11 protein-coding genes are annotated in these 13924 nt (G+C 63.2%); 5 read left to right on the forward strand and 6 right to left on the reverse strand.

The window, feature by feature from the left end:
• Positions 1–59 precede the first annotated feature (59 nt).
• Together VNH11_18120 and VNH11_18125 are read left to right on the forward strand one after the other, a co-directional pair.
• Positions 60–1151: an ATP-binding protein gene (locus tag VNH11_18120; protein HVA48288.1), complete on the forward strand. Its 1092-nt coding sequence runs from the start codon at positions 60–62 to the stop codon at positions 1149–1151.
• A gap of 9 nt (positions 1152–1160) precedes the next feature.
• Positions 1161–2321 (forward strand): HAMP domain-containing sensor histidine kinase, encoded by a 1161-nt coding sequence (locus VNH11_18125; GenBank protein ID HVA48289.1) that lies wholly within the window; start codon positions 1161–1163, stop codon positions 2319–2321.
• A 46-nt stretch (positions 2322–2367) separates the two neighbouring features.
• Here VNH11_18125 and VNH11_18130 read toward each other — a convergent pair whose 3' ends face one another.
• The 5 genes from VNH11_18130 to VNH11_18150 all read right to left on the reverse strand — a co-directional run bounded on the left by VNH11_18130 (position 2368) and on the right by VNH11_18150 (position 6134).
• Complete coding sequence (locus tag VNH11_18130) at positions 2368–2757, reverse strand: helix-turn-helix transcriptional regulator (GenBank protein HVA48290.1); 390 nt, start codon at positions 2755–2757, stop codon at positions 2368–2370.
• Entirely contained in the window at positions 2750–3043 is a 294-nt protein-coding gene (locus tag VNH11_18135) for a type II toxin-antitoxin system RelE/ParE family toxin (GenBank protein ID HVA48291.1), read from the reverse strand. Before VNH11_18135 ends, VNH11_18130 begins: the two co-directional genes overlap by 8 nt.
• A gap of 37 nt (positions 3044–3080) precedes the next feature.
• A complete protein-coding gene (locus VNH11_18140) occupies positions 3081–3812 on the reverse strand; it encodes a DUF1080 domain-containing protein (GenBank protein HVA48292.1) in 732 nt (243 codons plus the stop codon).
• Between the two features lie 8 nt (positions 3813–3820).
• Positions 3821–5008 (reverse strand): VCBS repeat-containing protein, encoded by a 1188-nt coding sequence (locus tag VNH11_18145; GenBank protein HVA48293.1) that lies wholly within the window; start codon positions 5006–5008, stop codon positions 3821–3823.
• Positions 5009–5084: 76 nt separating this feature from the next.
• Positions 5085–6134 carry a malate/lactate/ureidoglycolate dehydrogenase gene (locus tag VNH11_18150; protein ID HVA48294.1) on the reverse strand — a complete coding sequence of 350 codons (1050 nt, stop codon included), beginning with the start codon at positions 6132–6134 and terminating at the stop codon, positions 5085–5087.
• Between the two features lie 479 nt (positions 6135–6613).
• Here VNH11_18150 and VNH11_18155 point away from each other — a divergent pair, with 479 nt between their 5' ends.
• Entirely contained in the window at positions 6614–8314 is a 1701-nt protein-coding gene (locus VNH11_18155) for a cytochrome c3 family protein (GenBank protein HVA48295.1), read from the forward strand.
• Positions 8315–8549: 235 nt separating this feature from the next.
• Complete coding sequence (locus VNH11_18160; protein ID HVA48296.1) at positions 8550–9299, forward strand: hypothetical protein; 750 nt, start codon at positions 8550–8552, stop codon at positions 9297–9299.
• A gap of 43 nt (positions 9300–9342) precedes the next feature.
• On the opposite strand, the gene VNH11_18165 is transcribed toward VNH11_18160, so the two are convergent.
• Positions 9343–10311, reverse strand: a complete 969-nt coding sequence (locus tag VNH11_18165) for an alpha/beta hydrolase (GenBank protein ID HVA48297.1) — start codon at positions 10309–10311, stop codon at positions 9343–9345.
• Positions 10312–10440: 129 nt separating this feature from the next.
• Here VNH11_18165 and VNH11_18170 point away from each other — a divergent pair, with 129 nt between their 5' ends.
• Positions 10441–13899: a PAS domain S-box protein gene (locus VNH11_18170; GenBank protein ID HVA48298.1), complete on the forward strand. Its 3459-nt coding sequence runs from the start codon at positions 10441–10443 to the stop codon at positions 13897–13899.
• Positions 13900–13924 lie beyond the last annotated feature (25 nt).

Consider the following 13924-nt stretch of genomic DNA (forward strand, 5'->3'; position numbering starts at 1 on the left):
TGTGTAGGCGGAGACCGCCGATAAACGATCTGAGTCGCTACGGACAGGATTCGAGCATAATGAATGATCGGCGGCGATTGATGACGCTTTCGGTATCGGTTTTGACCATCGTGTCGTTGGGCGCGGTCGGCATCACCGCTTTATACCTTCTGCCGCTGGGCGATCGAGGCGTTGCCGCGCCGGTGGCAAAAAACCTCTGGCTGGCGCTGGGCAGCACCGCGGTTTTCGTCTTCGCCGGCGCCACGCTGCTGCTGCGAATCAGCCAGCCCTTGCTGCGGCGGTTGGAAGAAACCGAACGGCAGCTTCGGGCACTCGTGGTCACGCTCGAGGCCAAGGCCGGCGACCTGGCGCGGACCAACCAGGAACTCGACGACTTTACCTACGTCGCCTCGCACGACCTGAAAGAACCGTTGCGCGGCATCAGCGCCTACTGCGATATTTTGCTGGATGAATATCGCGACAAGCTCGACGACAACGGGCGACGAATGATGACGACGCTCGTCGATCTCTGCGGCCGGTTGAGCCACCTCATTGACGACCTGCTCGCCTTCTGCCGGGCAGGCCGAACGCCCGAAGCAACCGACCTCGATCTCGACGAAGTGCTCGACGAAGTGTTGGTGACCCTCGGGCCGGCCATCGACGCGCGCGGCGGCCGCGTGCGGCGGCTGAATCGTTTGCCGGTGGTCCACGGCGATGCGACGCTCTTGGGCATGGTGCTGCAAAACCTGATTTCCAACGGGCTGAAGTTCAACGACAGCGCTTCTCCGACCGTGGAAGTCGAGGTGCTGGATGGCCAGCGACCGACCATCGTGGTGCGCGACAACGGCATCGGCATCGAACCCCGCCATCACGAGGCGGTGTTCGCGATGTTCCGGCGACTCCACGCGCGAAACAAGTATGAAGGGACGGGCGCGGGACTGTCGATTGCCCGGAAGGTTGTCGAAAACCACGGTGGCCGGATGTGGCTGGAGTCGCAGCCGGGAGAAGGATCGGCGTTCTTCTTTACGCTGCCCGTGGCGGTAGGCGCAGAACAGAAAGCGGAAAAGGGGAATTGCAAATTGCAAATTGCAAATTGCGAATTGGCCATTTCGAGCGCTCAGAATCGAGAAGCGGAACTCGCTGCCGCTTACGTCTCAACGCCTATCGCCTAACGCCTTCAAATGCTCCAGCAAACCGCCAGCCCTGTGCGACCGCGTGCCATGTCGGCGCCGCCGATGACGGTGCTGGTGGCCGACGACAGCCGGCCCGACCGCGATTATTTGGCATGGCAACTGCGTCGGGCGCTGCGGCCCCAACCGACGATTCTGGAAGCCGAATCGTCGGCCGAAGCATTGAGCATTCTGGCCCGCCGGCCGGTCGACGTGGTGTTGGTCGATTATTTGTTGCCCGACATGAACGGCCTCGACTTGCTCAGCCGAATTGTCGAACGTGCCACGGGCACGGCCGTCGTGTTCATGTCGGGTCAAGGCAACGAACGCGTGGCGGCCGAAGCCATCAAACGCGGCGCGCACGATTATTTCGTCAAGCAAAGCCTGAACGGCGAGGAGTTGGGGCAGGCCCTTCGATTGGCCGTGAGCGACGGTCGAAACGACCGTGAAGAACGGGCCAGTTCGCAGCGTCTGCACCGGGCGCATCACGAGCTCGACCACTTTGTGCGCGCGCTGTCGCACGATATGAACGCCAACTTCATGTTGCTCGACCACTCCTTTCGCGAGCTGCGTCGGTCATACAGCCGGGCGCCGCTCAAGGGCCTGACCGACGGGTTTTCGCACGTAGACGCTTGCCTGAAACAGTCGCGTCGCTTTCTGGAAGACCTCGTCACGTTGGCCCGCACCGGCAGCGTCAGCATGGATCCGGCCCGCGTCGAGCTGGCGAAGCTCGTCGACGAAGTCTTGTTCGAACAGCGAGAGCTGCTCGAAGACCGCCGCGTGCAGGCCGAGCGTGATGGCACGCTGCCGGCCGTCTGGTGCAATGAAGGCCGCGTCAAGCAGGTGATCACCAATCTTCTCCGCAACGCCGTGCGGCACGGCTGCGACAAGCACTCGCCCCAGGTCACCGTGTCGCACATCGCCCCGCGCGACGGCGACGCGCGGTTCGTCTGGCTGACAGTCCACGACAACGGGCCGGGAATACCGGTGGAGTCCCGAGAAGAGATTTTTGTACCGGGGCGGCGCTTGCCCGGTGCCCACGAGTCGGGCAGCGGCATGGGCCTGGCGATTGTCCGCAAGATTGTGGAGCACTACGACGGCAAGGTGTTTGTCGATCCTCAGTGTTCGCAAGGGACGACGTTCGTGGTCATGCTGCCGAGAGGCGAGGCCTAGCCGTCGTCGACGGGCCAAAGCTGCATTTGATCGCGGGCGTGCGGTCCTAATATCCCTTGGGAGGCTTTTTGCTGCGCGGCTTCTTGTTGTTGGCCGCGTTCGGTTCAGCGGCCTTGAGTGCCTGATCGAGCTTCTCGACGACTGACACGTTCGGCGAATGCGTGGCCCGTTCCAGCCGGTCGAGCGTTTCCACACGAACTCCGGCGCGGCTGGCCAACTCGGCTTGCGACCAGCCCAGCGCCCGACGCGATCGGATCAGGTCGCGGGCCAGGATGATACGCGCGGTCTCGATGGCCGGATAGTTGCCGTTCGGCAGAGCTGGGGGCAATTCCGGCTCGATCGGTTCACCCACCAAGCGCGCAAATTCCACTTCGGGCAAGATCACGAAACGTTCGCCGCCCAAGGTCACGGTCTGAATAACCGGGGATTCACTCATCGTCATAGAAGCCATCGCGGTGTCCGATTTTTTCGACAATTAAAACTTCGGGCACGGCCGGTTGATCCTCCTGTGCCGGCTGGCCCGGTTGAACGTAAAACTGAAGGCGGTAGTCGCCGGTGCGAGCGCGGTATCGCCCCGCCAGCGGGCCCGACAGCGCTTTGACCCCGCTCACAGCGGGCCAGTTCCGCAATCGCTCCAGCACCTTTACGACACGCGCTTGGATTGGTTTGGGCAGCTTTGCCAACTGTTCGCGCGCCACCGGCGTCAACTGGACAATGGCCATGATCCAGTATCCGTTCGGCTTGATTCGGGTGTCAAGATCACGGCAACTCGCGCAGCCGCAGGTGCTTGAATTCCACCGGAGCGCCTTCCGACTCGAGGCAAAGATAACCGCTCGGCGGCTGGCAGCCGGTGCCGCCGGAAACCTCCTCGCCGTTGACCCACAACCGCACTTCGCCGTTGATCGCCCGCACGTAGTAGTGGTTCCACTGGCCGACGCCCTTCGTGAGCTGCTTGCGCGGAAAGCTGCGGTCGCCGTTGGGCGACTTCGGCTCGAAGGGCGTCATCTTGGCGCCGCCCGTGGGAAACACGTCGCCGTTGGTCGTGAACCAGTCGGGCTTCTTGCCGGTCCGCTTTTCGTATTGCTCGGCAAAGCCGTGATCGAGCACCTGCACTTCGATGCCGTGCGGCAGCTTGCCCGGCGGAAGTCCGCTGAGCGACTCTTCGCTTCCCCAAACAAACACACCCGAATTGCCGCCCGACTGCAGATGCCGCCACTCGACGACCAACTCGAAATTGGTGTAGGGCTTTTGACTGCGGACGACTCCCACGGGTTTGCCCGTGCAGTGGACCACGCCGTCCTTCCACGACCACGTTTCGGGGTCGCAGTTGACGTTCGTAAAATCGCTCTCGCCCAACTCCTTCCATCCCGGTCCCCTGCCGTCGATGCAGGCCCTGGGCAAAGCGGCCTCGTCGTCAGCCGGTGCCAGCGAAGCGTTCCCCAGCATTGCGACGACAAGGCAGACCGCGAGATGATGGCAGGCTGGCTTCATTGGCTCACTCACTCCCGAACTTGCTGGAAATAATTCACACCCTTCTTATTGGATGTGACCACATCGAGCAGGCCATCGCCGTTCACGTCGGCGATCTCGAACTGCGTGCCCACGCCGCTGTCGTGGTCGAACGGGTGGGGCGTCCAGGTGGGCTTGCCGCCGGGCCGCGAAAACTCGAACCAGTACATCACGGCCGGCGCGTCGGGGTCGACGTCGCCCTTGGGCCCGTGCGCCCACCAGCGCTTGCCGGTGACGAAGTCGGGCAGGCCGTCGCCGTTGATGTCGGCCATCGCCAAGGCGTGCGTCTGCGAAAAGCCGCGGTCGATCTCGTGCGTCTTGAAGCCGTCGGGCGTCTGCTCGTGCCACCAGATGCCCACCGCATGCGCGGCCGAACTGAGCACGTCGTTGTCGCCGTCGCCGTCAAAATCGTAGACGTGCATCTGCGCGCAGTTCTCGCCCAGCTTCGCCGGATGGAAGGCCCATTCTTCGGCCGCGGCGTCGGCCGGCGATTCCCACCAGCCGTCGATGACGAGCACGTCGTTGCGGCCGTCGCTATTGATGTCGCCGACGCCGAGTCCGTGCGTGAACTTGTTGGTGCAGGGCGCCGCGGCCGCCGAAATGGCGCGCACCGGCCACGGCCGATCGACCGGCCGGCCGCGATGGACGATGCCCATGCGTCGCAACGGCCCCTCAACGTCTTTGGGATCGGGCGAGAAGGCACACACCAGCTCGCGTCGGCCGTCGCCGTCGACGTCGAGATAGGTCGGGCTTTCGTTGTTCGTGACCGGCGTGACGACGTGTTTCTTCCAGGCGCCGCCGGCGGTCTGCGGGTTCTCGAACCACCACGTCTGCTGACCCGGAAAATCCACGACGATCAGATCGGTCCAGCCATCGCCGTTCAGGTCGTCGGCGAAGTTGCAAAAGCTGTGGCTATAGCCGTGCGGATCGTATTCCTCGGCCTTTTCGGCGATGGTCCGCATTTGCCAGTCGGGCGCGGCGTAATAGACGCTGCCGGCCGAAATGTCGGGCCGACCGTCGTGGTTGAAATCGCCGACCGACGTTCCCTCGCTGCGGAACTTGGCATCGAGCTGCGTGCGTTTGAAGCCGATCTTGGGCTTGGCGCCTTCGGCGGCAGCCGATGCGGCGAGGGCGAACAGAAGGAGAAGCGAGACCGCAAGGCAACGGGGGTGAATCATGGATATACCAATTTGGGGGAAATTGCAAATTGCAAATTGCAAATTGCAAATTTGCAATTGCCTGACGCCTTAAATTCTACCCTGCCGCCACCGGAGGCGATACTCCCAACGTCTGACACGTTTCCGTAAGCTGCCGCCAGGTGGTTTCATCGAGCTCGATGCCCTCGGCCAGTCGGCGCTGGCGGTTGAGGGCTTCGATTTCGCCCGGTATGAGGATCTTTCCGTCGGCGGTGACGGTTCGCGCCCCCTTGACGAACTCGATGTACGTTCGCACTTCGTTTTGAAAACCGTCGTTGTCGACAAACCGGGCCGGGTCGAGATAGATCGAGAGCATGCCGTTGGAGAGCCGCGTGACGCCGGGCCGGGTGCAGCCGCCGCCCGTGAGCGCGCCGCCGAGCACTTCGGCCAGCATGCCCAGGGCATAGCCTTTGTGCGCGCCGAAGGGAAGAATTGCCCCCGGCGGCGGACCATAGAACACGCGCGGGTCGTCGGTCGGATTTCCTTCGGGGTCGATGATCGATCCGGCGGGCACGCGGTCGCCGCGGTGCAGGGCCACGCGGATTTTTCCTTCGGCGATGGCGCTCGTTGAAATATCGACCACGAGCGGCCAGGTTCCGACCCTGGGCACGCCGGCCGCAATGGGGTTGGCCGACAGCCGCCGGTCGATGCCGCCAAAGGGCGCGACGAGGTTGCCGGCCCCGCTGGTATTGACGAAGTGCAAAGAAACGAGGTTGGCATCGGCGGCCAGCGTGGGCCAATCGCCGATGCGTCCCAGGTGGCCGCAGTTGCGCAGTGCGATCACCGAGACGCCGCGCGTCCGGGCCTTGTCGATGCCCCGTTTTACGGCGGCCTCGCCGATCGTTTGCCCGAAGCCGAAATTGCCGTCCAGCACGGCCAGCGTGTCGGTTTCCATGACCACGGTCGGCTTTTGGTTGGCCAGCACTTTTCCGTCCCGCAGCCAGGCCACATAGCTGGCCACGCGGATGACGCCGTGCGAGTCGTGTCCGACGAGATTGGACTCGACGAGATAATGGGCGATGCGTTCCTCTTCCGGCGGACGGCAGCCGGCGGCGGCAAAGACTTCGCGAACGGTCTGTTTCAGGCGATCGGCGGGAATGCGTGGCATGGCAGGTAGGTTGTAGACGGCAGACGGGAGACGGACCGACAAGAGCAATGTAGCCGACTTCTCGACCATGATCGAGTGCTCGGCGGGGCAAAGCAGCCCCCTTTTGCCCACGCGTGGATAAAATCGGGGACGCCATGCTTGGTGGTTCGCGCTGCCACTTGGCGATTGTATGCTTGATTCGAGACTCAGATCTCGGAATTGCCGTCATAATGATTGCCGACCATTTTGTGCGAGGTGTGTCGTTCCGCCGAGTTGGGGCTTGCTGCGCCGCGCTCGTCTGTGTGGCAACGGGCCTGACTGCCAGTTGGTGGTTGTCGTCGGACCGTCCGCCTCCACGAAACGAAGATTCGGCACCCTCAGTTCCGTCAATTGACGGTTTGCCGAAAACCGTGACGAACGGTGGATATGTCTCGTCCTCCGCCTGCCGATCTTGTCATCCGCGGCAGCATGCCAGTTGGCAGCGGACGTTCCATCGACGGATGACGCAGCCCGCCTACGTCGACGCCGTGTTGGCGCCGTTCAAGGGCGAAGAGGTTTCTGTGGGCGATTGGACGTTGCGAATGACGCGGCGCGGCGACCAGTTTTGGGTTGAACGGCGGTCAGGTTCCCCGGCAACGGATGAGACTGGGCCGACGGACGAGACTGGGCCGACGGAAACGCGCCGCATCGTCATGACCACGGGTTCTCATCACATGCAGGGCTACTGGGTGCGCCGAGACGGAAGCAATATCCTCGATCAATTCCCGTTGATGTGGCTGCTGGAAGAGGACGGTCGCGGCCGCTGGGTGCCACGTATCGACTGCTTCTTGACCCCTCCCGGCAGCCCGTCCGGCGCGCCCCTCGGTCCGACGCCCTGGAACACGACCTGGAACATGAATTGTGTCGCTTGTCACAGCGTCAATGGCGTGCCTGGAGTCGTACCGCGGGCCGAGGTCGCCGAGGATCAAATTGCCCAGACCGCCGATACGACGGTTGCCGAATTGGGCATCGCCTGTGAAGCGTGTCACGGTCCGGGACAAGCCCATATCGCAGCGTACAAAAACGTATCGGGCACGCGGCCCGCTGCCGCGAACAGGCCGGTTGATGCCGCGATCGTCAATCCCAAACTCCTGAAGCCCGAACGCTCCGCTCAGGTATGCGGCCAATGCCACGGGATCTTTCAGTACGCCGACACGCAATTCTTTGCAGATTGGTTCCAATTTGGCCGCGATTATCGACCTGGCGGCGATTTAAGCGAGAAGCTGATCACGGACTCGCCTTCTTACCTTCCACGCGCGGAATTGAAGTCGATCTTGCACCATCGGCCGGCGTTTGACCAATCGACCTCCTGGCCCGATCGCATGGTGCGCGTCGCTCGCGAGTACAACGGGCTGGTGGAATCGGCCTGCTATCAGCGAGGCGGCATGACGTGCCTGGATTGCCACTCGATGCACGACAGCGACCCCAACGACCAGTTGGCCGCCGGAATGGACACCAACGAAGCCTGCTACCGCTGCCATTCGTCGTACCGCCGACAGAGCGAGACGCACAGTCATCACCCGGCCAATTCGACCGGCAGCATATGCTACAACTGTCACATGCCGCACACCACGTATACCTTATTGAAGGGCATCCGCAGCCACCAGATCAGCAGCCCGAATATGGCTGCGACACTGGCTACCGGCCGGCCGAACGCCTGCAACCTTTGTCATCTCGACCAGACGCTGGCATGGAGCGCGGAGAAGCTTTCCCAGTGGTATGGTCAGAAACCGGTTCAACTCGATGAGGACCAGCAGGGCATTTCGGCTGCCGTTTTGTGGATGTTGCGGGGCGATGCCGTTCAGCGGGCGCTCGTGGCCTGGTCGTGCGGGTGGCCAGCGGCGCGTGAGGCTTCCGGCGAGGACTGGCTGCCGCCATATTTGGCGTGGCTGTTGGAGGATCCCTACTCGGCGGTCCGGCTGATCGCCGACCGTTCGTTGAAAAAGCTGGGCTATGATCTCGACTACGACTTTTTGGCGCCGGCGGACATGCGCGGCGCCGCGCGGCGCGAGGCGCTCGAGCGCTGGCGACGGCGCGTGGCCGACTCCCATCACGGTTTTCCATCTCACGTGCTCCTGGACCAGGAGCGACGTTTGCGAGACGACGAGGTCGAGCGGCTCATTCGCACGCGCGACGACCGCCCGCTGTCGATCACCGAGTAGCGGTCTGGCTGTCGCCACCGCATCCGATCAAGTAAAGTTAAGATCTATCCAGCGCAGCGAACGGTTGGCAAAATACAACCGGCTGCTGGCGATCGAAGAGGAATTGCAAGTCTCAAAGTAACGTTCGCACAAAAAGGAGTGGTTTACCATGTTGGCCGAACGCGCACGGATCGTTTGGCGAGAAGTCGCCGTCCTCGTTTCAGCCGTTGTTCTCACGTCGGTCCCGCGGCCTCTCTTGGCGGAGGAGTCGGCGAAAAGACCGTATCTGGCCTTGAACGCAAGACTGACGGAGCGGTTCCAGGTACACATCGCTCCAGCCTACCGGCCAATCCACGTCAAGGAGGAAACATGGTCGTTCAAAGCGGCGCCGGTCAACGCGGACGACCTCGATGATTACGTGCCCATTTTGTCCGAGGAGTTCTTTCTCTATCCGGTGGAATTCATCAATGCCGTCAACCTCAGGCGAATCGTGCTCTGCACTCGGCTTATGAACGGCGATACGGAGGCGGGTGGACTTGCCGACTTAACCAACCGCACAATCTACTTGAATGTGTCGGTCTCGAATGACGGATACCTGCGAGGTGCGTTCCACCACGAATTGTTTCACTTGGCTGACGACGCGCAGGGGAGACGGAACTTTGACGATGAAGAGTGGTCGTCGCACAATCCGCCGGGATTTGATTACAGGGGCGGACCATGGTCGATGCTCGCCAACAGCCTTTCCGATACAGCGGTGCCCGGCTTTGTTAGCGAATATGCGCTCACCGCCGTTCACGAAGACAAGGCCGAACTGTTCTCGCGGCTGATGGTGTTGGGAGGAGAATTAGAGGAATGCGCTGCAAGTGACTCGTTCTTGAGAGGCAAAATCGAAACGATGAAATGCCGTCTTTATGGCTTCTGCCCAAAAATCGACGAAGGCTTTTGGGAGTCGGCAAAACGGCAGGGGTTGCCGGATCGCATTGCCATTGCGGCTGGCCGAGACTGAGTAATCGGCCATGCCGCAGAGAAGGCCGATGAAATCATCCGGGCTAGCGGCCATCGGGCGTCAGCAAGTGACTTTGTTTGAGCCAATCGGCGGCGCGCTGCGGCCAGGTGTTGACGTTTTGGCCGGTGTCGCGCATGCCGTAGCCGTGGCCGCCGGTGGCGTACAAGTGCAACTCGGCCGGCACGCCCGCCTTCCGCAACTCGGTCGCAATGTGCAGGCTGCTGAAGACGGTCACCGGATCATCCCAGGCGTGGACCAAAAACGTCGGCGGGGCGTTCTTGCCGATCGTGACGTCTTCCCGCATCTTCGTCGGCTCTCCCTTCTTCTCGAAGTACGCCGGATAAATCAGCAGTGCGAAGTCGGGCCGAAACGATACCTGATCGATCTCGTCGATCGGCGGGTACTGGCGATCGGCCAGGTAGGAGGTCAAACCGGCCGTCTCGCCGCCGGCCGAAAAACCCAGGATGCCGATCCGCCGCGGATCCAGTTCCCATTCCTTCGCCTTGGAGCGGACCAGACTGACCGCCCGCTGCGCGTCTTGCACGGCGGCCAACCAGCGCTTTCCGTCCGGAGTGCGGGTGGGAACGCGATACTTCAACACGATGCCCGTCACGCCCAGCGTGGTCAACCATTCGGCGGCTTCGGTTCCTTCGTGGTTCAGCGCGAGAATGTGATGCCCTCCTCCGGGACATATGATCACGGCCGTGCCGGTGTCTTTGTCTTTCGCGGGGCGGTACAACGACACGGTCGGAATCGAGACGTTCGTCAGCCGAATGATCGGCTTCCCGCCCGGATCTTTCTGGCCGGGCTGGGTGGTGTCCTGTTCCGGCGGCAGTTCCTTGGTTTCTCCCGGCGGTTTGCCCGGCCAGATCGGCTGCACCAGGGAAGGTTTCGTTTCTTCGGCCTGAAGCGATCTCATCGGGGACGAAGCGACGAACGCAAATAAGAACGCGGACCAACTGGCAAGCAGTTTCGCCAGCGGCATGGCAACTCGGTTTGGCAGTACAGGCATGGTTTTGGTTCCAAGGTTCAACTTTAAGACAATACCCTGAACTGGCGCCGCTGGAAAGCCGCGGGGCGATGTGCGAAGATAATCGGCAACAGCCCAGTCGCGCCATGCACGCCCCTAACCTCCCCTTCGATGAGCGACATCCTCGACCTCGTCAGCAGCCTTTTCGACCAGAGCGACGATGCTGTTTGTCTGGCCACGCTACACACCGAGTTGTTCTATCTGAACCCGGCCGGCCGGCAGTTACTGGGCATCGAAGCGGAGACCGGTTTTGCGGGTACGCGGCTGCGCGACGTGTACAGCGACGAAACGCGCGACCGGCTGCGGGCGGACGCTTTTCCCACGGTCCGCGCCAGCGGGCGTTGGTCGGGCAACGGGCAAATGCGGCGATCGGGCACCGACGTACCGATCGACGTCCACATCACGGCATTTCTGGTGCAGCATCCCCGCAAAGACAAACCAGTCTGCCTGGCCCTGGTGCATCGCACGTCGGGCGACCTTCAGCGGGCGGTCGAGGCCGAGTCGCTGCGCCGGGCGGTCGTGGAATCGTCGATCGATCCGATCGTGGCCGTCAACCACGAAGGCCTCGTCACGGAGTTCAATCCCGCCGCCGAGCGGGTGTTCCGCCGCCGGCGGGCCGAGGTGCTGGGCCGCCGGTCCGACGACATTCTGTTTCCGCCGCCCGACGCCGGAGGCGAGCCGGAACGCGTGGAGCGGCACGTGGCTGCGGGCGAGGGCTCGATGCTGGGCCGCCGCACCGAAGTGGTGGCCATGCGCGCCGGAGGCCAGACGTTTCCGGCCGAGATGGCCATGACCATCAGCCGCGCTCAGGGCAAGGCGGTGTTCACGTTCTTCTTCCGCGATATCAGCGAGCGGAAGCGCACCGAGCAGGCCCTGCGCGACTCCGAGGCGCTCTACCACTCGCTGGTCGAGAACCTGCCCATGAACGTCTTTCGCAAAGACGAGCAGGGCCGGTTCACCTTCGCCAACCGGTTGTTTTGCGAAACGCTGGCGGTGCGCAACGAGCAGGTGATCGGCAAGACCGATTTCGACTTTTACCAGGCCGAGCTGGCGGAAAAGTACCGCCGCGATGACGAGCACGTGCTGGAAACGGGCCAGGTCTTGGAAGCGGTCGAAGAACATCGCAAGGCCGACGGCAGCAAGATCTATGTGCAGGTGTTCAAGACGCCCGTCCGCGACGCCGACGGACGCACCGTGGGCACGCAGTGCATGTTCTGGGACGTGACGGCCCGCAAACAGACCGAAGAGGCGCTGCGCGAAAGCCAGCAGCGGCTGCAATCGATCCTCGACAACGCGCGGGCGGTGATCTACGTCAAGGGCATCGACGGCCGCTATGTGCTGGTCAACCGGCTGTTCGAGTCGCTGTTTCACATCCGCCGCGGCGAAGCGCTCGGCAAAAGCGATCTCGATTTGTTCCCCCCGGAAATGGCCGAGGCCTTCCGCGCCAACGATCAGCGCGTGCTGGCCGCGGGGGCGCCGTTGCAATTCGAAGAAGTCGCTCCGCACGACGACGGCGCCCATACCTATATCTCCACCAAGTTTTTGCTCTACGACTCCAGCGGCGTGCCGCACGCGCTGTGCGGCATCTCCACCGACATCACCGAGCGGAAGCATGCCGAAGTCGAATTGCAAAAGGCCAAGGAGGCGGCCGAAGCCGCCAGCATGGCCAAGAGCGTGTTTCTGGCCAACATGAGCCACGAAATCCGCACGCCCATGAATGGCATCATCGGCATGACCGAGCTGGTGCTCGACACTCCGCTCAGCCCCGAGCAGCGCGAGTATCTGAAGCTGGTCAAAGAGTCGGCCGATTCGCTGCTGACCGTCATCAACGACGTGCTCGACTTCTCCAAGGTCGAGGCCGGCAAGCTCGACCTGGTGGAAATCCCCTTCGCCTTGCGAGACACGCTGGGCGACACCATGAAGTCGCTGGCGTTCCGGGCTCACACCAAGGGGCTGGAGCTGGCCTGCCACGTGGCGGCCGATGTGCCCGACTACGTCACTGGCGACTCCGGCCGCTTGCGGCAAGTGCTCACGAACCTGGTGGGCAACGCCGTCAAGTTCACCGACCAGGGCGAGGTGGTGGTCGACGTCCAGCGTCAGCCGGCCGAGGGCGAGGGGCTGGAATTGCACTTCTGCATCGCCGACACGGGCATCGGCGTGCCGGCCGAAAAGCAAGCAATGATCTTCGAGGCCTTCGAGCAGGCCGACAGCTCGACCACGCGGCGCTATGGCGGCACGGGACTGGGGCTGGCAATCGCCCGCAAGCTGATCGAAATGATGGGCGGCCGCGTGTGGCTGGAAAGCGAGGAAGGCAAAGGGAGCCGGTTTCACTTCACCGTTCGCGTCTCGCCTGCCCAGCGGCCGCCGACGCAACTCCGCGTCGAGCCGGCCACACTTCTCGACCTGCCGGTGTTGATCGTCGACGACAACGCGACGAACCGACGCATCCTCGTCGAGATGTTGCAAAACTGGCGGATGCGTCCCACGGCGGTCGAAGGCGGCCGGGCGGCTCTGAGCGCGATGCGGCAAGCGGCCGACGACGGCCGGCCGTTCTCGCTGGTGCTGCTCGACGCGAACATGCCCGACGTCGACGGCTTTCAATTGGCCGACGAGATCAACCGCCATCCGCAGTTGGCGGGCGCGACGATCATGATGCTCACCTCGGGCGACCGCCCGGACGACGTGCGTCGTTGCCGGCAGCTTGGCATCGCGTCGTATCTGATGAAGCCGGTCAAGCAGTCTGAACTGTTCGACGCCATCGTGGGCGCGCTCGGCAGCCGGTCCGCAGCCGGTCCGCCCGCGGAAGAGCCGGTGGTCGCTCCACCGGGCCGGCACCTGCGGGTGCTGCTGGCCGAAGACAGCGTAGTCAACCAGAAGCTGGCGGTGTATCTGTTGGAGAAGTGGGGCCATCAGGTCACCGTGGCGAACAACGGCCACGAAGCGGTGGCGCGGGCCGAAGCCGGGCCGTTCGACCTGGTGCTGATGGATGTGCAGATGCCGGAGATGGACGGGCTGGAAGCCACGGCGATCATTCGCCGCCGCGAAGCCGCGGCGGGCGCTCACGTGCCGATCGTGGCCATGACGGCGCACGCGATGGTGGGCGACCGCGAGCGGTGTCTCGAATCGGGCATGGACGACTATCTCTCGAAACCGATCCGCGCGCGCGAGCTGTTGGCGGTGATCGAGCAGGTGATTGCCGGCGGGCAAAAGCCGCTCGACGGCGATTCGGAGCCGAGCGCCATCGACTGGGCGGCGGCGATCGACCGACTGCAAGGCGATCGCGAGCTGATGGCGGAGTTGGTGGCGGTGATTCACCAGGAGGCCCCGCGACTCTTGGCGGAGGTGCGCGAGGCGGTCGAGCGCGGTGACGCCGCGGCGTTGAAGCTGGCCGCCCATACGCTCAAAGGCTCGCTCGGCAACTTTGCCGCAGCCAAGGCGGTCGAGGCCGCCAATCGGCTGGAGTTGATGGGCAAACAGAGCGACCTGAGCGAAGCCCCGCAGGCGCTTGCCGCACTCCAGCGCGAGCTCGACCGCTTTATGCCCGAACTCGAAGCCTGGAACCGGCGGTAAGGTTTCGACCTGCCGACCAGTTTCA

It is taken from the genome of Pirellulales bacterium (genome assembly GCA_035533075.1).
Classification (GTDB): Bacteria; Planctomycetota; Planctomycetia; order Pirellulales; family JAICIG01; genus DASSFG01.